This window comes from Nicoliella sp. ESL1120, from assembly GCF_058508515.1.
On sequence record NZ_CP196383.1, the window covers coordinates 197,380 to 219,527 of the forward strand.

Sequence of the window (22,148 nt, forward strand, 5' to 3'; positions counted from 1 at the left end):
TCCTCCTAACTGATTTATGAATCGTGAATTGGAACTAATTGATTGATTGAGAGTAGATACAAGAATCTTTTTTCAACGGGGCGCCCTAAAATTTTAGATAATGCTAATCCATATAAATTAACCTGTCCGCGGTACTTATCAATGATTCGTTTCAACTGCGCATCCCGATTACGTTGCCCAACATAATCAGTCTTATAATCAAATAAAATTACCCCATCTTCAAGCACCAAATAACCATCAATAATTCCATGAATTAAAATCTTTTCATCAGCAGCAGGATTAAATCCATCGAAAATCTTATTTGCAGACATGATCAAAGAAAACGGCGCTTCCCTGTGTAGCTGATTGGGATGTTCTAGGATCAATTGCCCTAATTTACTATCAAAGAACTGCAAAATTGATTGCCGATTGATTTGGTCTGCAACCCGATCAGCAATTACTCGATCAACGACTAACCGTTTGATCAACTTATCTAGTGATTCCTTTGTTGGGGCCGCGTTCAGATCTATTTGCTGTAAGATCAAATGCGTTGCCGTCCCAATCTCAGTAGGCTTGGGTTTAGCAACAGTTTGTAAGAATTCTGGCTGGGCAAAGTTGCTGGCAACATAACGATTAGTTTGTTTATCAGCATCACTCAATCCTTCGAAATCCCCCATTTGAATTGCATCAGGATCATCAAAAACCTGCTTTATCTCTGAGACCGCCTGATAAGCGGTTGTAGTTGTTGCTGTGCGATTGGGGTATTGATAATTCATAATGGAACGGATTTGTGCAGCATTATCAACGTCCAGCCCATTAGCAACCTTTTGATTCATTTGTTCAATGAATTCATGACGATCATTTTCTAATTTAGCGGGGGCATTTTTATATAGATCAGATGGATGGACAAACTGAAGTGATAAATTAGTATCATCATCTTTCAACCCATCAAATGTATCACGATTATTAAATGCAACTTTTAAATGGGGGTGGCGCACAACAGCAGGCAAAATCCAATCTAAATAGGTTTTTGCACTGCTTCTCAGGGCTGGGCGCAATAGTAGTTGATCGCTTTGTGCCGCCTTATGCGACCACTCCGCTAAGATATCAGCATCCTTTTTTTTCGGCTTCAAAGCACCCACAATAAATAGCTGCTGTTCCGTTCTCGTCAATGCAACGTATAGTTTCCGCATCTCTTCATCCAACGTATCATTATCAATTTGGCTTTGTACCACTTGCCTTTGGAGGGTGGAAATTTTTTCACGATTGTCGGCATTAAAATAGGTAATCCCCAGCCCCAAATCATCATCCAATACATATTCACCCCTGGAGTCTTGCATATTGAACTGGTGATTAGCATCGATCAAAAATACGATTGGGTATTCCAGCCCCTTACTTCCGTGAATCGTCGTTACTTGAACCGTATTATCATCTGGATTGGCAGCGGGCTCAGCAAGGTCATTATTACCATCGCGCATCCGTTCAATAAAGCGCACGAATTGGAAGAGCCCCTTAAAACTACTATTCTCATATTGGGCTGCTCGATCGTAGAGGGCGTGAAGATTAGCTTGTCTTTGTTTTCCAGCTGGCATCCCACCAATATAATCTAAGAACCCCGTTTCTTCATAAATACTCCAGATCAATGGCACTAGTTCCTTTTGTTGAGCAATATTTCTGAATTTAACTAACTGTTCCAAGAAGCGATTGACCCGTTCAAATACCTGATCACCAAACTCGGTTGGCGATTGTTTATGATAATTCCGCACAAAACTAGTTACGGCATTATAATAGTCACCAGTTTTGGAGTTGATTCTTAGATACGCAAGCTGGTTTTCATTTAATCCTACGATTGGTGAGCGCAGGACTGCAACCAAGGGAATATCTTGATATGGATTATCAATGATCGTAAGCAACGACATCATGATTTGAATCTCTGTCGTTTTAAAATAACTCTGGGTGTTGTTGATTGTCACTGGAATATTGTGTTGGGCGAAAACATCTGAAACCACCAAATTATTCTTTTTTGTCGCAGAAATCAAGGCAACATCTGAGAACTTCATTGGGCGCGTTTTCTTTGCACTTCGATCATAGACTAATTGACCACTATTCTTAAGTTCAATGATTTTTTGGGCAACTAGTTCTACTTGCCCATGGATTCCATCTTCAATTTGAAACTGCTCGTTCAATGGTTCTGAGTCATTAGAACTAGGATCATCTTGATTGAGGTAGAGCAAAATCTCAACATTTGATTCTAAATCATCGGGATAGTAATCAGCTCCCGCAACTAAATTATTATCACCCTGGTATTCAATTTTACCGACTTCCCGACTCATAATTTGATTAAAAATTAAGTTCACAAAGTTATCCACATTTTTCATTGAACGGAAATTTTCCTTTAATAGGATGATCCGATCTGGATTGTCGTCCAATTGATAACGGTCCATCCGTTCCAAAAACATTTCAGGAGCAGCTAGTCGAAAGCGATAAATCGATTGCTTGACATCCCCCACCATAAACATATTTTGCGTGTTGCCAGATTGATCATGGGTAGCAATCGTAGTTAAGATCGCATCTTGGAGCCGATTATTATCTTGGTACTCATCGACCATAATTTCATGATATTGTTCTTGCAAAGTAGCACGTACGTTTTGTTTACCATTGGGATGATTAAAAATATCAAGAGCAGCATGTTCGATGTCAATAAATTCCATCAAATGACGTCCGTGCTTCAATTCTTGATAAGCATCACTAAAGCGCTTCACCACTTCCACTAATTTTTCAATTAACTGATTCGAAGCCTTCATCACCGCCAAATTGGTCTGCTCGTCGCTTGCAAAGTAACGATCCGCAACTTTTTTCAACTGATCTTTGGCGATGTTACGTAAATTCATCACCTGCTTATGGGCCTGCTTTTCTATTTCATTGGCCCCCCGAATCTGTGGAAATGTACCAAGCTTACTATTGAATTGAGCCCTTAATTGATTCCAAGATTCAGTATCTAAATCCGCCTTTAATTGTTCAATGTAGGCGACTTCACTTTCTTCAAAAGCAGCCTCTTTTGCTAGTTGTTGATCCTTCGCAAAATCAACCGCTGCTTGAAAATTAATTTGCACTTGATTCAACTGGTCCAATAAAGTTGGTTTCAAATCATTTTGGTAAAAGTCGCTTTCAGTAATCGTCCCGTCAACATGATAAAAATTAGGTAAATTAGTCAACCACTCACGCGGATCTCGATTAACATTCGCATATTCGTAAAGATTATAGACTAAGTTAGTCAGTCCATCGTCTGAACGGTCATTAGAAAAGTTTTCAGTCAACCGTGCAAAGCTGCCGTCCTTATCATTGGCATAATAGTCTTCACGGATATTATCCCAAACTAAGTCCCGTAACATTTCGGTTTCCGTTTGATCAATTAAAATTCGAAAGTCGGGATCTAGATCAATGATGTAGTAATAACTTTGGACGATCTTTTGACAAAATGAATCGAGCGTACTAATGTCTGCAACTGGTAGTTTGCGAACTTGAACATTAAGATGGTTTTTCAACTTTTGATCATCAGTACTGCGGATGGTTTCTTGAAGAGCAACTAAAATCCGATCCTTCATTTCCTTAGCAGCAGCACGGGTAAACGTAACGATCAGCATTTTATCAATCTCTTCATAATTAACTAACTTATTGATGACGCGATCAACTAGGACCCGCGTCTTCCCAGAACCAGCAGATGCAGAAACTAATACATTCCCCTCAAAGTCATCATAAACCGCTGTATGTTGGGACTTAGTGTATTCCATTTTCTCGTTCCTCCCTTAATTTCTTAATTACATCAGCCATACTTAATTCCTCAACATTACGATAGTTATTTTCAGTTAACAACGGGTCGAACTGCATGATCGACTTGAATGGTGAATACTGCAGTGCGGTCCCTTTTTTATCCTTAAACGGAGCTAAACTAACGTCACCACTAAGAATCCTAACCCCAGCATTTTCAATTAACCTTTCGGTATGTTGTAAAATCAAGTCTAAATCTTCAGCAGAAATAACATTATTGCCCTTTCTTAAACTACTATCCTTATTGATTCCAAACGGATAAATTAATGAGTTTCCGCCCCCTTTAATTTGACTATCAATTAAATGCAGGAGCTCATCATCATTGACTAAGAGGCCTTTATACTTCTGCTTTTTCATAATAGCAGTTTCAAAATTAGTCTTATTAATATCAGTTTGCGACAATTTAGGGTTAAACACGTGGAAGTATAGTGCACCTGCTAATTCAGCCTTTTGGTCATCAGTAAAGCGCGCCAAGTTCTTTTTAATCACATCCAAGTAGGTAAGCAACTGCATGGCGGTTCCATCATAAGCTTTCCCAATTTCAAAGTCCTTATCTCCAGACTTGTAATCAACGAGTTCCAAATAACGTTTGTCAGGAGCATCCATTGCATCGATTCGATCAATTCGGCCCCGCACACTCACCTTTTGACTTCCAAGAATCAAGATTCGCTTAGAAATATCGAACGTCAACGGGGCTAAATCATTCGCCGTGCCATCACGGCCAAACGTAATTTCGGTTTTTTGAGGTCGCATCGGCGTCCACTTACTTTGCCAGTGCATCGTCAATGCCATTCGTTCCACAGTCTTGATCAATTGTTGTTTTAAATACCCCATTCGATAGGAGCTTTGTAAAATGGCATATTGATAGTTATTGGGATCGTTCAGTATTTGATCAGCAATCTCATTAACGAATTGGTTTAAGTTCTGCTCATCAAGATCCTTAATATCAATATGCTCATCGCGGATGCGTTTCATCAGCAGATCTAATGAAGCGTGGTAAAATTCACCTGCACTGTTCGGCGTTAATTCAAATACCTCCCGTTCATGAAGCTTTAGCCCATATTTTAAGAAGTACTCATACGGATTAGCGTAGAATTTCTCTAATTGAGAGATTGAAGTTTCAATTTCATTGCCATACAGTCCAGTAATAATTTCATTGGTCAACTTAGTTGGGGTATTGTTGTAATCCAAGCCCCCTAATAGTTTTTCGGTCAATGCCTTAAAGGATTCGTTCTCGTTGATCAAGTCATGGTATACCAATAACCATTCCGATGACAGCGGGCGTTGATAATATTTGTGATCATAACTAGCCTGAACTAAATAACTTAATGTCGTCCGCATCGTCCCCACGTACGGCAATATTTCTGTGCTATTAGCAACTGGAGTGCCAGCATAACGGAATTCTTTAATTTCAAAATGCTTTTTAATCAGAGCAACATATGGTGAAATCTGGACCCCAGTTTCTTTATCGCTATCATTTGCTAAACAGTATGAAAAGATCAACCGTTCGCTCCCCGTCATGAACGCAAGGTAGTTCAAATAGGGATCGTTTGCCATCTGGTTTTCACTAGTATCACGAATATATTGATTACTCGAAAAGTATTTTGTTAAATCATCACGATCACTATCGTTAAATAAATTATCATTTGTAATCCGATCAGGCATCACATCGTCAGTTGAACCAACCATGAACACTACTTTATAGTCTGGCATTTGTACGATTCCACTTTCTGAAATCGTTACTTGGTCCAACGTGGACGGAATTTGTGAATAATTAGCCCCTTCGAACCCCGCCTTTAAGAGTGCCAAAAAGTCATGCAACTTGAATTCGTTGCGGTCCCCTAAAACGGTCACAAAATCATCCAATAAATCACAGAACGTCTGCCAAACTTGCTCTGGCTGGGCTGCCTGTGATAAATCGCCATCAGCAATCGAATCTGCTCGCCATTGTTGCATGCGCTCGACCACGCCTTGATCAACTAAAAATTGGTACAACACCTTAGCAGCGCTCTTAATATCCTTTGCTCGTTTGATCTTTTTAAAGAACGGGGGCAATGTCTGTTTTACATAGTTGCGAATTCGATTAATCTTTTTATCAATAAATTCATTAGGCCGTTGCTTCGTTTTAAAATCACTTTCGTTCAACCAAACGTAGTGCCAGTCGTCATCTTGCAGCCACCGAAAGCCCTCGTAACCATTCTTTAGAATAATATTTTCCGTAAGGGCCAGATCATCCCTAAAGGCCTGAATATTCATAAAGTGACCATCGGCTTCGCGTGGCACTAATAATTCTGTTTTTAAAAGGCGCATTATATCATCATAACGGTAATTTCGGTGCCCATCACCTGGATCCACACTAAAGAGCGCATCGATCAATTGGACTAATGGATGGTCGACCATTGATTTTTGCACATCGTTAAAATATGGAATTTGCTGCATGTTAAAAATGGGTTCAATGATATTTTGGTACTTGTCCAAATGCCTCGTTAAAACTAAAATATCGCGGTATAAGTATTTACCACTGGCCACTAATTGCCTAATTTTAATTGCGACTGCTGATAATTCTGAGTAAAAATTATCAGCTTTAACCACCTGAATATTGTCACTATGAATTGGATGATTTTTTTGATTATCATCTACGCCACCGGTTTGAATCCAATAATTGCTCAAATCAGATAACTCTTGATTAACACGCATTACATCTGCAGATTGATCCATCATGATTGGAATATTATTATCACGGGCAAATTGATATAAATGATGGTACAGCTTAGCTGGTTGAAGGAATAGGTCAGGTTCACTTGGAAGATTAATTGCAGGACGATCTAGATTTAAATCAATCACAACGTCAGCTGATTTTTTCATCATGATCGTCACTAGTTCACGTTCTTGGGCGGTGAGTTGGGAAAAACCGCTGATCAAAAAGTGCATATTTGATAAGTCATTACGCTCTAAAAACTCACATAGCAGCTTCAACGTATCATTTTGATGAATAAACTGACCAATGGTGGCCGACTCAAATGCTTTATAAATAATAACGAAATCATGTAGTTTATCCCGTAGGTTGGGATTCAATGATTCACGATTCGTATTATAAAGGTCTTCAAGATCATCAGCGCTTAATTGGCCAGCTTCCATTTCTGAAATCTGGCTTGCAATTTTATTAATGAATCCAGGTTGGCCACTTTCTCCTCTGAACACGGTTAACTCATCTTGATGATCATTGATGATTTGATAAATCAACATGTTAACGCCTGCAGCGCTTAATCTAGGAATCTGATAAGCTGACTCATGGCTTAAAAAATACCAAGCCAATCGGGTCAATGAAAAAATTTGAACGTTCGTTTGTGCGTATACATCATCTTGATTATGGTTAAGTCGTTTCAATGTCTTTACTTCTGATTCAAATTTAATATGGTTCGGAACCAAATAGAAGTACCTGTCATTAGGCTGACTTTGTAATTTTTGTAATAGCCAATCGGTTAATTTTGCAGCATGATCCATATCAGCAGTTCCCAGAATAAATTGCAGTGCCATTATCATTCTCCCCTTCAATTATGTAAAAAGTCATTGACGATTTGCCAATGACTAATTAGTTGCCAATTTATTTTCAGCAAGGACTTCATTAATACATTCATCCATTGTTTGAACCAGTTCTTCCATATTTTCAGCACCCTTCATGCTGGCAGAAGCGGCATCATGTTCAGCAACCGCCCAGCGAGCCAGTGCATCAGTGACAGGAACAAAGTCGCGAAGGATCCGCATTGGCGTTTCACTATTGCGTGCCTGTTTCATATTTTCGTATCCATTGCGGTCAATCACCAATCGAACATTTCCATTCAGCATTGGGTCAAAGGTTTCAAAAATAATAAAATGCGAAACTTGTTGTGCTCTCGATAATTGTTCTTTTACTTGATCTAGCTTTTCACGAGTTAAATCCATTATTTAAACACCTCTTTAGTATTTTGCACCAGTCCAATTGACTGATTAACATATTTATTGTCAATTGCTGCTGAAACAGCAATTTTTGCAACTGTTTCACGTGAAACAATCCCTGCTGGCATTGGCTGCCCTTCATTATAAATCTGTAACTCACCATCCGCTTGGTTAACTAACGTCACTGGCCTTAAAATGGTGTATGGAATTTCCTCCTCATCAACTATCTTGATTGCATATCGTTGTTGATTCAGATATTGCCTTACGTCGCTAACTTTCTCCGGATACTTCAAACTACCTTGCACTTCGTTATCAATCCCCGCAGTTGATAACATTACAAAATCATCAATTTGACTATTACTGGAACGAATTGCATCAAATAGACCTTCAAACGCAATATCCACATCTAGTGGGCCTAGGAACGAGATGATAATATCAACTTTTTCGATAAATGGTAAATAGATTTTTTCATAAGTCACATCCACTTTTTGATCATCTAATTCAATCACTTTCACATCATCAATGTGCTTTAATTCTTGAACTGCTAACTTGGCAATTGACCTTTGACTTCCTAATACCAAAACGGTCTTCAATTCAATTCCTCCTCATTAATTTCACTAGTTTAATTATACCTAATATGCTAACCAGATTTAAATAGCAAAATGTTTTTAAATTGCGTTAATTGGTATCATAATAATATTATTAGTATGAAATATTTTTTTAGGAGGAATTATTTATGAAGGAAAGAAATGTTCAAATTGGTAAATCAGGGGTTCTCAGCACGCCCCTTGGCCTGGGTACCAATGCTGTGGGCGGCAACAACTTATTCCCTAATTTAAACGATAATACTGGGATGGAAGTTGTCAAAACCGCACTTGATTCTGGAATTAAATTGTTAGACACTGCATTTGCATATGGAATGGGTCATTCTGAAGAATTGATCGGCAAAGTTATTAAGGACTATGACCGTGGCAGCTTTGCGATTGCTTCCAAGGGTGCTCAAGATGTGGTCGGTGGCAACGTTCAAGTAAATAACGATCCTAAATTTTTAAAACAAGCAGTTGAAGAAAGCTTAGAACGGCTTCATACCAATTACATTGATATTTTCTATATTCATTTTCCAGACGATCACACCCCTAAAAATGAAGCAGTCGCAGCATTAAATGAACTTAAAACTGAGGGTAAGATCAAAGCGATTGGTGTTTCTAATTTTTCAATGGATCAACTAAAAGAAGCTAATCAAGACGGCTTCGTTGATGTCGTTGAAGATAAATATAGTTTAGTAGAACGCGGGGCTGAATCAGAACTATTCCCATACCTAAAGAAAAATAACATTGCATTCGTTCCTTACTTTCCATTAGCTTCGGGACTGCTAACTGGTAAGTACGATAATGCGGCAGTTAATTTTGCGGAAGATGACATTCGGCACAATAATCCTAATTTTCAAGGAACTCGATTTGCTAAAATCATCGCAGCGGTTAATAAAATCAGACCATTATCTGAGCAACGTCAAAGTACGGTCGCACAAGTCGTTTTAGCTTGGTACATCAAAAATCCTAATATTTCAGTGGTGATTCCAGGTGCTAAGCAACCAGCACAAGTGGCTGCAAATGCTAAGGCCATGGAAATTCAACTCTCTGATGAAGAATACCAAGCAATTGACGATGCGTTTGCCGCATTTAAGTAATTTCCCCCTTTTAGGCCTTAAAAGATAGTTATTGTTCGTGAATTTGCGCAAAAGTTAACATTGTGTTAAGATGTAGTTTGTGATTTTATTGAAAACCGAATATTTAACAAGGAGTGGCCTCATAATGGGAGCTAAAATAGCTAACTTTTTTCACTTTGACGAATTAGGTACGAATTTCAAGACCGAAACGATTGCCGGTCTGACTACCTTCGTCTCAATGGTTTACATCTTATTCGTAAACCCAAACGTATTAAGTGCTTCAGGCATGGAAAAGGGGGCTGTCTTTACCGCAACCGCCCTTGCTACTGCCATTGGGTGTTTCTTGATGGGTCTAATCGCCAACTATCCAATTGCACTATCCACTAGTTTAGGGATGAACGCATTCTTTGCTTACTCTGTTTGTATCGGAATGAAGGTTCCTTGGCAAACAGCTTTAGCTGGGGTATTCCTAGCATCATTGATTTTCTTGATCTTAACCCTGTTTAAGATTCGTGAAATCATCATTGATGCGATCCCGAACGACCTGAAAAGCGCCATCAGTGGTGGGATCGGGTTATTCATTGCCTTTCTTGGTTTGAATCAAGGGGGTATCGTTACCGCCAGCAAGAGTACCCTGGTTGAACTAGGGTCCTTCCACGTTGGGAGTACTTGGTTGACCATCTTCGGATTGATCCTAACGCTGGTCTTGATGTCAGCAAGGATTCCTGCTTCCATCTTTATTGGAATGGTTGCTACGGCAGCCCTAGGGATGATCACTAAGTTGATTCCGCTTCCTGGTCAATGGGTATCTGCAGTGCCAAGCTTGAAACCAATTTTTCTACAATCGATCAAGCACATCACTGATATCAACACCGCCCAGTTATGGATCGTCGTATTAACCTTCTTATTGGTTAGTTTCTTCGATACTGCCGGGACGTTAGTTGGCCTCGCTGAACAAGCTGGCTTCATCAAGAATAACAAGATTCCGAGAATCGGGGGCGCATTGCTTGCTGATTCTACTGGAATGGTGGCTGGTTCATTACTCGGGACTTCCCCAGTGGGTGCGTTCGTTGAATCATCCGCCGGAATTGCCGTGGGTGGTCGATCAGGATTTACGGTAATCGTTACTGGGATCCTCTTCATCTTAGGAACGTTCTTCTCACCATTGTTGGGAGTGATTACTGATCAAGTTACCGCCCCAGCATTGATCATCATCGGGATTCTAATGGCCCGCTCACTTAAGAACGTCCATTGGGAACACTTTGAAATTGCTGCTCCAGCATTCTTGATTACATTGGGGATGCCGCTGACTTACAGTATTTCAGATGGAATCGCCCTTGGGTTCGTTATCTACCCAATCACCATGCTTGCTGCAAAGCGTGGCAAGGAAGTTAACCCAATCATGTACGGATTGGGAGTTGTCTTCCTAATCTTCTTCTGGGTCTTAAATGAATAGTTAATTTAAAAAACCACGAAACGGAAAATTTCCGCTTCGTGGTTTTTATTTTGCCCGCTTTAATACGTCATTCGCTACTCAACCACTAGCTTTAATACTATCAGTAACATCATTTTTTATACAAAAAGTTAAAATAAATCATTAATAAATTCTAAAGATGATTGTTAATCAATATCTATGTATGTATACTACTAAAATGTAATATTTATTAGGTTATCCTAAAAATATGATTATTAACATATAACTATGTTCATAATGTCTAATTACCCCCTGTAGCAAATACAAAGGAGTGTATTGAATGCTTAATGTTAGGAACCTGTCCGTTTCCTACGGCGAAACGCCGGTATTTTCGGACCTATCAATTCAAATTGATTCTGGTAAGATCACTGGAATCATCGGCCCCAATGGAGCCGGTAAATCAACGTTCATCAAGGCAGTCCTCGGCTTGATCAAATCCCAATCAGGAACCAGTGACTATGATGGCAAACCGATTAAGGCAATTCAAAAACAGATTGCCTACGTAGAACAACGGAAGGACATCGATTTGACCTTCCCGATCAGTGTGTTTGACGTCGTATTGACTGGTAGTTACGCCCAGCTCGGGTTGTTTAACATGCCTGGTAAAAAGCAAAAAGCAGCGGCAATGGATTCGTTACAACAGGTTAAAATGAACGAATTTGCCAACCGCCAAATCGGCAACCTCTCCGGTGGCCAGTTGCAACGGGTCTTCGTTGCCCGCGCCATTTTACAGAAAGCCGACATCGTGATCTTAGATGAACCGTTCGTTGGGATCGACCTGCAAAGTGAAAATGCCATTATGGAAATCCTAAAACAATGGCGCGACCAAGACAAAACGATACTGGTCGTACACCACGACTTGAACAAGGTCCATAACTACTTCGACGATTTGATCATTATGAACCACGGCATCGTTGCTAGCGGCCCTACTGAGCAGGTCTATACACCTGAAAACATCGGGAAGGCATTTAGTGCTGACCTTTCCGCCGTCTTATTCGACTCAAAGGAGGCCCAATCATGAAAATTGCAGCATTTATTGAAGCGCTTGGTAAGTATGACTTCTTACAAAGTGCCATGCTCACCGCCATTATGGTCGGGGTCATGTCCGGAATCATCGGTAGTTTCATCATCCTGCGTGGAATGTCATTGATGGGCGATGCGATTTCTCACTCCATCCTCCCAGGGGTTGCGGTCGCCTACATGTTAGGCATCAACCTATTAATCGGTGCATCGCTTTTCGGGGTGTTAGCCGCCCTCTTAATTGGTTTCGTCTCGACGCACAGTAAGATTAAAGTCGATACCTCGATTGGAGTCGTGTTCAGTTCGTTCTACGCCCTCGGATTCATCCTGATCTCGCTGACCGAAAGTTCGACCAACTTACACCACATCCTATTCGGGAACATCCTAGCGGTCAGCAATTCCGACATGGTAACGACTGCGATCGTATTGGGAATCGTGCTCCTCTTCGTTGTGATTGGCTACAAGGAACTCTTAATTACTTCGTTCGACGAAACGTTCGCTAAAACTTATGGCTTGAAGACGCAACTAATTCACTACGCCCTGATGTTGGTATTAACGTTAGTAACGGTGTCAGCTCTGCAAACCGTCGGAATCATCCTAGTCGTTGCAATGTTGATCACCCCTGCTGCGACCGCATTCTTCTGGACGAACCGCTTGTCCGTGATGCTAGTCTTCTCCGCAATCTTCGGGACAGTGGCTTCCATCGTGGGACTATACCTCAGCTACACGTTCAACTGGGCATCTGGTCCTGCCATCGTAATCGTGGCAGCAATCCTATTCTTAATTTCATTCGTCTGCTCACCTAAGCAAGGGTTCATCCGTTTAAAAAAATAACATCCAGAAAAGAGGAATTTAAATGAAGCGCATCTTAATCGCACTGGCATCCGTTATCGTCCTAGTTGGTGGAATCTTGTTATTCATCAACCAACGCAGTGCTAGCAAATCGGCAAACTCCACTAATGATAAAAAAGAACTCAGCGTCGTTACCACCAATTCGATTTTAGAAGACATGGTCAAAAACGTTGGGAAGGACCGCATTCACGTCTACAGCATGGTCAAACGTGGGACTGATCCGCATGAATATGAACCACGTCCAGAAGACATTGCAGAAACCACCAACGCTGACGTTGTTTTCTACAACGGCCTGAACTTAGAAACCGGTGGGAACGGTTGGTTCAAAAAGCTGGTCAAGACCGCCCATAAGCAGTTCGGCAAACAGGTCTTTGCAGCCAGTGAAGGCGTGACCCCACTGCATTTGACCACCAACAAGAACGAAGTCGACCCCCACGCTTGGTTGGACCTAGCTAATGGGATTCAATACGTCAAAACCATTACCAAGGTCTTAAAGGAAAAGGATCCGCAAAATGCAGATTACTTCCAGAAAAACGCCGATGCTTACATTGCTAAGCTATCCAAGTTGAACGAGGAAGCTAAGGCCAAGTTCTTAGACATCCCCGCAAAACAACGAGTCTTAGTTACTTCCGAAGGCGCATTCAAGTACTTCTCCAAGGCCTACCACGTTAAGCCAGTCTACATTTGGGAAATCAACACCGAATCCCAAGGGACCCCAGAACAAATGCGGCGCGTCCTAGCTGCCATCAGAAAGTACGATGTAAAACACCTCTTCGTTGAATCATCAGTTTCACCAAAATCAATGGACAAGGTCTCATCCGAAACGGGCATCAAGATCTATTCCAAGATTTTCACCGATTCACTTGCGAAGGAAGGCACCGATGGTGACACCTACTACTCCATGATGAAGTGGAACCTAGATCACATCCACGATGGATTAGCAAAATAAGCAATAACTAAAAATAGATTGGTCCTCAAAAATGAGTGCCAATCTATTTTTTCAGTTCCTATTTATGTAACGGCAGTTTCTTAAATAGTTTATCAACTTGATTTTTCTTACCCCTAACTCCAATGCCCACTAAATCAAGATCGTTTAAGTCATGACTAGCAATCTCAGCACGATTATCATCATCGTTGAAGGTATTAAAAAGCGGCTTGGTAAAAATAGAAATTGCAAAGTCCTTATCAACCGCTTTTTTAAGCAACTCGTTTAGTTGTTCTGCACTGGCCGAATGAATCATTATTGGTTGCTTAGACATTGGTAAGAATTGATAGCCATCCTTAGTAACATAGTTATCACCAACAATGTTATCAGAACTAGTAATTCCACTCATCAAAAAGGAATTTACATTTAATTCTTGCCAGGGTTCCAAATCATCCCTAAGCGCAATCTTGATCTTTGTATCAAATGCCATAATAACCACTCCTATGTTCCTATTTATAAATTAATGGTTTCTATCACCAAGATTATCATGCTATTATATATCAGTAAAATAGATATATTGAATGGTTTACTTCAATAAAATTGAAGGAATGTTAAAAATGGAAATTAAAAATTTATACACTATCAAAAAAATAATTGAGACTGGATCGTATAGTAAGGCTGCTGAAGAATTGAAGTATGCCCAATCCACCGTTACATTTCAGGTTCATCAAGTTGAACAGGAATTAGGGATTCACATTTTCGAAAAGATTGGTAAATCAATGCAACTCACTAGTGCCGGTAAACAATCGATTCCATTAATCGATGACGTTATTAATCGGTTTGAAAGATTAAAGAGCATTAACGAAGAAAGATTAAGCGGCACTTTAGCTATCGCCGTTCCTGAATCACTAGTAACTTATAAGTTACAACCAGTTTTAAAAGCGTTTAAACAACAAGCACCAAATGTTGAGTTATCAATTAAGGTCTTAAATTGTTATCGCATATTTGATGAGGTTATTAAGAACCAAGTCGACATTGGGATTGCATACCATGTCAAAAATAATGATCAGTTAGTAATCAAGCCACTAGCAGAATATGAATTAACTTTAGTCGGCTCTAAAGGCCTTAATTTAGAGGATCGCGATTTCATCACCCCTAATCAAAAGAAACCAATTTGTCACATCCAAAATGATCCAGATGCGTTGTATTTAAAATACTTTAATCAATACCTGGCAGCTCAAAATATTAATTTAATGCCCAGCCTTGATTTATGGAGTATTGAAGCAATTAAAAAAAGTGTCATCAGCAACATGGGCGTAGCATTCCTCCCTAAGTTTACTTTGCAACAAGAACTGGCTAGCGGTGATTTAATAGAATTAAATACTGAAATTCATGATTATCAGTTCCAAGCAGTCGTGCTTTATAATCAAAATAAGTGGATAAATCCGGCAATGAATTTATTTTTAGATTTATTGAATAAAGTTGGCATTAACTAAAAATAGATTGGTCCTCAAAAATGAGTGCCAATCTATTTTTTAATGTTTTAATTTAGCATCAATTTGCTTCAACACCGCTTGTAAATCAGCCGAATTATTCACAAAGTCGTACTTGTCACCATTAATTTTCAACTTGGGACTAATTTCGTAGTTCTCAAACCAATGTTGATAAGCCACCCGCAGTTCGCGATAGTAGTCCAACAGGTCATCAGACTGTTCAAAGTCTCGTCCCCGTTGACGAATCCGTTTCAACTGGGTCTCCAGACTGACTTCAATGTAGACCAACAGATCGGGCCGCTTCTTTTTGGCTGCGTATGGCAATTCTTCCATCATGTTGTCCAACAAGTCATGGTAAACAGCGGCTTCAGTGTCATTGATGTTGCCCAACTTGTGATTCAAGTCGGTGAACAACGCATCTTCGTAAATCGAACGGTCTAACACGTTATTATCATCTTGTTGCGCCTTTTTGATCATCTCAAAGCGTTTGTTCAAAAAATAAATTTGCAGCAAAAAGCCGTACTTTTGCTTATCCTGATAGAACAGTGGCAACACAGGATTGTCGCCAACTGGTTCATAAAACGCCTTGGTGTCCAGGTGTTTGGACAGCCGTTCGGTCAACGATGACTTGCCCGCACCGATAGTTCCTGCTAATACGATCATTGTCATAACCTACCCCTTTCAAATTAAGTGATTACTTAGTTGCTAAACGCTTGGCAAACCATGGACTCTTGGTAAATGCCAGAATATCATTACCAATGTAGAGCATGTAAGTTACAAATAGGACTGGCGAAGCACTCCCCTGCGCGGCAGTAATCCCCCACAGAATCACTGATAGCACCCCTTGTGCCAACCAGAAATAGTAGGTTTCGCGTTTCTTCAACGTGGTTAGAATCGCACCCATGATTCCAGTCGTTGCTGAAATCGAGTCGATCAATGGACGTGGACTATCAGTTAGGCTCGTTAACAGGGTATGCATAATCAACACCACCACGACAAAGCCAATTACGTATGGCAACCAGTTCTTGAAAGTCTGAGCAGTAGTTTCGCCCCGCAGACCAGAAATCTTGTTTTCAGCATCTTGATTCCAGCTCGGCATTAGCAGGACTGGCACATCTAACAATACGATGTAGCTGAGCTGCATCACAATTTCCATGTAGTTCTTGGCGCTAAACGCTACCGCAATTAGTAAGATCGCACTAATCAATCCTAACCAACCATTGATCGGTTTGGCGTTGTTAATCGCTAGCACGCAGGTTAACCCGAGTGCCCCAGCAATGAACGTTACGATACTAATCGTAGTGATGGGACTACTGAGCGTTAGTGCCAAGTTAAATCCCAATCCAAAGAATAGTAAAATGTATGATTGGACGTTCCAGCCCAATAATTGGCTCCATAGCCACTTAAAATAATTCATTCTAAAAGCCCCTAACACAATATATAGTATTTAAATAACTATCTATATCTATATATAGTTATTTTAATCAACTCGTTCTATTATACAGAATTTAAAATCGATTTCAATCTTAGGGATTGAACGATTAGATCGGGAACGGAGTATTTTTTTAAGCATGCTAATTTTAAAATAACCAGGATAAGAATTGTCATGCATATTAATATTGGAGGGAACAACATGAATTTTATCAAGGGAGTCGCCTTCTCTGGCTAATTTTAATGATGATTGCCTGCCTAATCATTTTTGTAATGCGGGGGTGTTTCGATTTGATCGTCAATCACACTTACGACATTCATTTTTATATTTCTGAAATGGGCAAATATGCAATTCAGGGATTAGTATCTGCCATTTTGATTCAAATCGGTGAAAGTATTATTGAAAGACACAAACGGAAACAAAAATAAGTGGTGAACTGCCCTTCCAATTTGAATCAATATTCATACGGAACTTTTTTAGCCGTTGGTGGTTTGTAATCTTTCAACATTGCTGATATAATGGCTTTTATAATCTCGCAGGAGGGATGCCCTATGGCTAAAAAAGACATTAATAGTAAAAAACCCCATACTGTTTATTTAAGCGATCTAATTTACCAAGAAATTAATGGCACTAACATAAATGGCATTAAAACATTCTCTGAAAAGGTAAATTACATTTTAAATAAATACACAAACCAAGATCAGAAAGTAGCAAACAATGATGATATCGAAGACCGTCATGACCAAAAAATAAGGTATATCGACCTTTTTGCTGGAATCGGTGGAATTAGATTAGGATTTAGTGAAAACGATAAACAAACTCAGTGTGTTTTTTCAAGCGAATGGGATAAATTTGCAGTGCAAACTTACGAGGCCAATTTTAAAGAAAAACCATTCGGTGATATTACTAAAATCAAAGCTGAGGATATCCCAAATTTTGATGTATTATTAGCCGGCTTTCCTTGTCAGCCATTCAGCAGTATCGGTAAAAGAGAAGGGTTTAAGCACAAAACGCAAGGCACATTATTTTTTGATGTCCTAAGAATTATTAAGCACCACAAACCCAAGGCATTTCTTTTAGAAAACGTTCCCGGCTTATTAACAATCCAAGAGGGGCAAGCGTTCGAGATAATTAGGCAATCATTAGTAGATAGTGGATATAAAGTCTACCACAAGGTCTTGCAAGCAACCGATTATGGATCTCCCCAATCCAGAAAAAGAGTAATAATTGTCGGTTTCAGAAAAGACATCGATAGCTCTAATTTTTACTTCCCAGATAGCAATGATCAAAACACTTACGTTGGGGAAATATTAGAAGATAACCCCACTGGATATTCAATCTCTAAAAATTTGCAAAAAAACTACTTATTCAAAAAGGATGACGGGCATCCATTTGTCGTAGATAAAAACACTAAAAAATACGCAAAAACTTTAAACGCTAGCTATCACAAAATACAACGATTAACGGGGACGTTTGTAAAGGGTGGTGAAACTGGAATAAGGTTACTTTCAGAACTAGAATGTAAGAGGTTACAAGGTTTTCCAGATAATTTCATAATTCCAGTTTCAAGAACCCAAATGTACAGACAAATGGGAAACAGTGTTTCAATCCCAATGATCAAAGCAGTTTCCAAAAACATAAAAGATGTTTTGCGAAACAAAAAAATAGACGTTAAGGGAAACCACGCTACTATCCAGTTAAATCTAATATAGAAAGCCATGATTAATAATGCCAAACTATAAAAAATTCAATATCGGAGAATGGTCTGAATCCTATGTTTTCCTTAGGTTGTTATCCTCAAACGGAACTTTAAACATAGCCGATAACAACTTAAATTCTATTCCTAATCAATTTTTCACAATCAAGGCAATTATTAAACCAGAAGTTATTTATGAAATAAACAGCCAAGATCCAGAAATTCACATTCAAGAAAAAGACAAGCCTTCATTTTCAGTTAACAAAAATCAGTTCTTATATTATTCGAATTTTTTATTAGACAAATTATTAAGCAAAAAGGGAAATTTCGAAGTTCCAGCCGTTGAAGATTTTCTTAAATCAGTAAAGCTAGATAGTTTAAAAGCAAAGAGCAAGTTAAAAAGTGATATCGATATTAAAATACACGATCCATTCACAAATACAGAACCAACAATCGGTTTTAGTATTAAATCTTATTTAGGTAGCCGCCCCACCCTTTTAAACGCCTCACAACAAACAATTATTAATTACAGGCCTTCTAAGGAGCTAACCAATAATTTAACCCCCACCGAATTGGACGCTCTCAACGCCAAGGGAACTATATTAGACAAAATAAATCGATTAAAAAGCAAAAATATCAATTTAACATTTAACAATCTAAACTCAAACACCTTTGAATTTAATTTAAAAATGATAGATACGGAAATGCCTAGCATTTTAGCTGATTTATTTTATTGTTCTTATTTTGTACGCGGCAAAAGGATCTCTAAGGTTGTAGATTATTATTGTGATAATTTTCATAAAAATCACGATTTAATAGAATACAAGGTTAAAGAACTTTTGATCAGCATTGCATTAGGAATGGTGCCCAATACCAAATGGGACGGTTTGGATCAAGCTAACGGCGGCTATATTGTTGTAAAACAAAATGGCGAAATCGTGGGTTACAACATATACGAAAGAAACAAGTTAAAGGGTTATCTCTACAATTCAACAAATTTCGACACCCCCTCTTTAAGTCGATATAACTGTGGAAACATTAACGAAAGAGGAGCAATGAGCTTAGGCTGTATGATTAGATTTTGGCAATAATAAAGAAACGACCCCGATCGGTTGAACAGAAAACGTTCAGCATATCGGGGTCTTTACTTTGTGGGAAAATAATACTTATTGATGTGGTCTAATCGATTTTTAAATCGCCATGCCAACAAATGCTGCTAAAATCCCTAACAACGTGGTTGAAATGAAATATAAGCTAGCCCATGTCGGACGCTTAATCTGAAGCCTTACCGTTTCATTCATAAACGTGGAAAACGTGGTATACCCACCTAAAATTCCACTGCCGATTAGATAAGCCATTGAGCTATCAACAAGTTGCCCAGCTAACAAACCCAGGAGAAACGATCCTGACACGTTGATTACCACGGTAGCGAGTGGAAATTCCTGCCACCCCATTTTGTTTCCAATCAATTCGATCATCGCATAACGAATCACCGCACCGAACGCAGCAGCAAGTCCGACAATTATAATTTTAGATAACATTATTTTGCACCTGCCTTTGCAATTAAGTAGTTCGCTAATTTAATTCCAACTAATGCGAATATATATCCAAAGACTAAACTAATTGAAAGATACCAAAAAGAATTAATTAGTGAAGTTTTGAACAGCTTTACAAAATCAACCGTAAACGTTGAAAAAGTGGTAAAACTACCAATAAAGCCAACGCTAATCCCACTAAGGAGTTCACTTGAGATTTTGAATAACAAGGGCAAAATGCTAACCAGAAAGGCTAGTAAGAAAGTCCCTAATAAATTAATTGCAATAATCATTGCAAAGTGATCGTTTCCAGATAAAAGCGTTAACCATTCGCGAAGTGCCCCGCCAAAGAAACCAAAAAAGATAATATAAATAACTTTCCGCAATTTAAATTGCCTCCTTATTATCCCCTTATCGTATCACAATTAAGATATCTTATACTTTAGTTAATAAATTCACAAAATATTTAAAAATTATATCAATTAATTTTTTATTCATGCAATCGGTTTAAATGTGAATAAATATATAAAAAGCCATAATTTGAGCTAAAAAGTTTGTGAAACTGTTAACTATCATTAGCATTAAATCAACATTTAACTTTGCTTACATCATGTTATAACAATGTGACTTTATTCATTTATAAATCCAATTATCTTTATATTTAGATAAAATGGCAGTTGATTATTTATCAATAATCATTAGTATTATAGGTGTAATCAATTGGTGCTAAACGCTAAATGTTTGGAAACAAATGGTTATTTCATATAAAATAGTTATTGAAGCTGGGTCATCCGATCTGGTTAAAAAATTTATATTATTTAAAGGGGATATTTACACATGAAAGCATTAGTATTAACTGGTACTAAACAAATGGAAATCCAAGATTTAGATACTCCAACTCCAAAGCCTGACGAAGTCTTAGTTAAGACTGCTTACGCTGGTATCTGTGGTACCGACGACGCACTTTACAATGGTCTTCCAGGTTCAGCAGACGCTGTTCCTCCAATCGTTTTAGGTCACGAAAACTCAGGTGTTGTTGAAGCTGTTGGTGCTAACGTTACCCAATTCAAGAAGGGTGATCGTGTTGCAGTTGACCCTAACATCTACTACCCTAAGGACAAGTACTTCCGTGTTGACCGTCCACAATTAGCTGAAGACCTTTCAGCTGTTGGTGTTACTCGTGATGGTGGTTTGGAAGAATACTTCACTGCTCCTGAATCAGTTGTATACCACGTTCCAGCTAACCTTTCATTAAAGGCTGCTTGTTCAACTGAACCAGTTTCATGTGGGGTTCACGGTATCCGTCGTCTTAGCTTACAACCACATTACAAGGCTCTTGTTATGGGTGATGGTTACATGGGTCTTCTATTCGTTGAATTATTAAAGGCATACGGTGTTCAACACGTTGACTTAACTGGTCGTCACGATGACAAGTTAGCCGAAGAACAAAAGCTTACTGGTGCTGATCACGTAATCAACACTGAATCTGGTGACATTAACGAAGAATACGACATCGTTATCGAAGCCGTTGGTCGTCCAGAAACTCAAGAAAAGGCAATCGAAGTTGCAGGTAAGGGTGGTCAAATCCTTATGTTTGGTGTTGGTCGTCCAGATCAAACATTCACTGTTAACACTTACGAAGTATTCCAAAAGGAATTAGACATCAAGGGTTCATTCATTAACCCATACTCATTCGATGACTCCCTTGCATTAATGGCAAGTGGTAAGATTGATGTTGAACCACTTATCAAGAACGTTCTTAAGCTTGACGAAGTTGTTGGTAAGCTTGATGGTTCTGACAAGCGTCCTGGTAAGTCAGTTGTTGAACTTGACGGAAGCTTGAAATAATTAATTTCTACGGAGGCAAATAAAATGGCTTTACAAGATTACTTTACTGGACTCCAACACGTTGGAATTCCTTCCAAAGATTTAGACAAGACAATTGCTTTTTACGAAAAGCTTGGCTTTGAACAAGCTGGATTATTCCACAATGGCGAAAACCGTTGTGCTTTCATGAAATACAACAACCTTACCATTGAAACTTGGGAAGGTGACCCCGTTACTATGAAGAACGGTGCCATCAACCACTTCTCAATGAACTGTACTGACGTTGACAAGGCTTTTGAAGCTGCTAAGGCTGAAGGCTTTGACATGGTCAACGATGAAATTCAATCCATCCCTTCATTCTGGGATCATGGTATTCGGTTCTTTAACATCTTAGGACCTAACCATGAAACAATTGAATTCTGTCAAATTCTTGACAAATAACAACTAAAAAAAGCGCTGGTGATTTTTCACCAGCGCTTTTTTTG

The 22,148-nt window shown here is 39.0% G+C and carries 20 protein-coding genes; 11 read left to right on the forward strand and 9 right to left on the reverse strand.

The features are described from left to right. Positions 1-14: 14 nt before the first annotated feature. From addA to ACSYTE_RS00905, 4 genes are read right to left on the reverse strand one after another with little or no spacing between them, the layout of a single operon-like run. The gene (gene addA / locus ACSYTE_RS00890) at positions 15-3,770 is read right to left on the reverse strand and encodes a helicase-exonuclease AddAB subunit AddA (protein ID WP_491716846.1); all 3,756 of its coding nucleotides are present in this window, start codon (positions 3,768-3,770) and stop codon (positions 15-17) included. After that, positions 3,757-7,344: a PD-(D/E)XK nuclease family protein gene (locus ACSYTE_RS00895; RefSeq protein ID WP_491716847.1), complete on the reverse strand. Its 3,588-nt coding sequence runs from the start codon at positions 7,342-7,344 to the stop codon at positions 3,757-3,759. The genes addA and ACSYTE_RS00895 overlap by 14 nt, the downstream gene beginning before the upstream one ends. A gap of 51 nt (positions 7,345-7,395) precedes the next feature. Beyond that, a complete protein-coding gene (locus ACSYTE_RS00900; RefSeq protein WP_491716848.1) occupies positions 7,396-7,749 on the reverse strand; it encodes a hypothetical protein in 354 nt (117 codons plus the stop codon). After that, entirely contained in the window at positions 7,749-8,336 is a 588-nt protein-coding gene (locus ACSYTE_RS00905; protein ID WP_491716849.1) for an NAD(P)H-binding protein, read from the reverse strand. Before ACSYTE_RS00905 ends, ACSYTE_RS00900 begins: the two co-directional genes overlap by 1 nt. A gap of 143 nt (positions 8,337-8,479) precedes the next feature. Between ACSYTE_RS00905 and ACSYTE_RS00910 the strand changes: the two genes are divergently transcribed. The 5 genes from ACSYTE_RS00910 to ACSYTE_RS00930 all read left to right on the forward strand — a co-directional run bounded on the left by ACSYTE_RS00910 (position 8,480) and on the right by ACSYTE_RS00930 (position 13,704). After that, the gene (locus tag ACSYTE_RS00910) at positions 8,480-9,430 is read left to right on the forward strand and encodes an aldo/keto reductase (RefSeq protein ID WP_491716850.1); all 951 of its coding nucleotides are present in this window, start codon (positions 8,480-8,482) and stop codon (positions 9,428-9,430) included. A gap of 124 nt (positions 9,431-9,554) precedes the next feature. Continuing rightward, entirely contained in the window at positions 9,555-10,865 is a 1,311-nt protein-coding gene (locus tag ACSYTE_RS00915; protein ID WP_491716851.1) for an NCS2 family permease, read from the forward strand. Between the two features lie 298 nt (positions 10,866-11,163). Then, positions 11,164-11,904, forward strand: coding sequence for a metal ABC transporter ATP-binding protein (locus ACSYTE_RS00920; protein ID WP_491716852.1), 741 nt, complete (start codon positions 11,164-11,166; stop codon positions 11,902-11,904). Then, positions 11,901-12,737: a metal ABC transporter permease gene (locus ACSYTE_RS00925; RefSeq protein WP_491716853.1), complete on the forward strand. Its 837-nt coding sequence runs from the start codon at positions 11,901-11,903 to the stop codon at positions 12,735-12,737. Before ACSYTE_RS00920 ends, ACSYTE_RS00925 begins: the two co-directional genes overlap by 4 nt. 22 nt (positions 12,738-12,759) lie before the next feature. Continuing rightward, positions 12,760-13,704, forward strand: a complete 945-nt coding sequence (locus ACSYTE_RS00930; RefSeq protein WP_491716854.1) for a metal ABC transporter substrate-binding protein — start codon at positions 12,760-12,762, stop codon at positions 13,702-13,704. Positions 13,705-13,762: 58 nt separating this feature from the next. Here the strand turns inward: ACSYTE_RS00930 and ACSYTE_RS00935 are convergent, their stop codons facing one another. Beyond that, entirely contained in the window at positions 13,763-14,170 is a 408-nt protein-coding gene (locus ACSYTE_RS00935) for a DUF2000 family protein (protein ID WP_491716855.1), read from the reverse strand. Between the two features lie 127 nt (positions 14,171-14,297). On the opposite strand from ACSYTE_RS00935, the gene ACSYTE_RS00940 reads away from it, so the two are divergent. Continuing rightward, positions 14,298-15,176, forward strand: coding sequence for a LysR family transcriptional regulator (locus ACSYTE_RS00940; protein ID WP_491716856.1), 879 nt, complete (start codon positions 14,298-14,300; stop codon positions 15,174-15,176). 39 nt (positions 15,177-15,215) lie between these two features. On the opposite strand, the gene ACSYTE_RS00945 is transcribed toward ACSYTE_RS00940, so the two are convergent. Together ACSYTE_RS00945 and pnuC are read right to left on the reverse strand one after the other, a co-directional pair. Further along, on the reverse strand, positions 15,216-15,836 hold the full coding sequence (locus ACSYTE_RS00945) for a deoxynucleoside kinase (protein ID WP_491717266.1): 621 nt from the start codon (positions 15,834-15,836) through the stop codon (positions 15,216-15,218). 31 nt (positions 15,837-15,867) lie between these two features. Then, on the reverse strand, positions 15,868-16,590 hold the full coding sequence (gene pnuC, locus ACSYTE_RS00950; protein WP_491716857.1) for a nicotinamide riboside transporter PnuC: 723 nt from the start codon (positions 16,588-16,590) through the stop codon (positions 15,868-15,870). A gap of 257 nt (positions 16,591-16,847) precedes the next feature. Between pnuC and ACSYTE_RS00955 the strand changes: the two genes are divergently transcribed. From ACSYTE_RS00955 to ACSYTE_RS00965, 3 genes are all read left to right on the forward strand, one after another. After that, complete coding sequence (locus tag ACSYTE_RS00955; RefSeq protein WP_491716858.1) at positions 16,848-17,033, forward strand: hypothetical protein; 186 nt, start codon at positions 16,848-16,850, stop codon at positions 17,031-17,033. Between the two features lie 123 nt (positions 17,034-17,156). After that, positions 17,157-18,317, forward strand: coding sequence for a DNA cytosine methyltransferase (locus ACSYTE_RS00960; protein ID WP_491716859.1), 1,161 nt, complete (start codon positions 17,157-17,159; stop codon positions 18,315-18,317). A gap of 16 nt (positions 18,318-18,333) precedes the next feature. Beyond that, complete coding sequence (locus ACSYTE_RS00965; RefSeq protein WP_491716860.1) at positions 18,334-19,392, forward strand: HpaII family restriction endonuclease; 1,059 nt, start codon at positions 18,334-18,336, stop codon at positions 19,390-19,392. A 99-nt stretch (positions 19,393-19,491) separates the two neighbouring features. Here the strand turns inward: ACSYTE_RS00965 and ACSYTE_RS00970 are convergent, their stop codons facing one another. Both ACSYTE_RS00970 and ACSYTE_RS00975 read right to left on the reverse strand, forming a co-directional pair. Next, complete coding sequence (locus ACSYTE_RS00970; protein WP_491716861.1) at positions 19,492-19,842, reverse strand: fluoride efflux transporter FluC; 351 nt, start codon at positions 19,840-19,842, stop codon at positions 19,492-19,494. Then, entirely contained in the window at positions 19,842-20,222 is a 381-nt protein-coding gene (locus tag ACSYTE_RS00975) for a fluoride efflux transporter FluC (protein WP_491716862.1), read from the reverse strand. The genes ACSYTE_RS00970 and ACSYTE_RS00975 overlap by 1 nt, the downstream gene beginning before the upstream one ends. A 451-nt stretch (positions 20,223-20,673) precedes the next feature. Here ACSYTE_RS00975 and ACSYTE_RS00980 point away from each other — a divergent pair, with 451 nt between their 5' ends. Both ACSYTE_RS00980 and ACSYTE_RS00985 read left to right on the forward strand, forming a co-directional pair. Next, a complete protein-coding gene (locus ACSYTE_RS00980; RefSeq protein WP_491716863.1) occupies positions 20,674-21,684 on the forward strand; it encodes a zinc-dependent alcohol dehydrogenase family protein in 1,011 nt (336 codons plus the stop codon). 24 nt (positions 21,685-21,708) lie between these two features. Continuing rightward, positions 21,709-22,104, forward strand: coding sequence for a VOC family protein (locus ACSYTE_RS00985; RefSeq protein WP_491716864.1), 396 nt, complete (start codon positions 21,709-21,711; stop codon positions 22,102-22,104). The last annotated feature ends 44 nt before the right edge of the window (positions 22,105-22,148 follow it).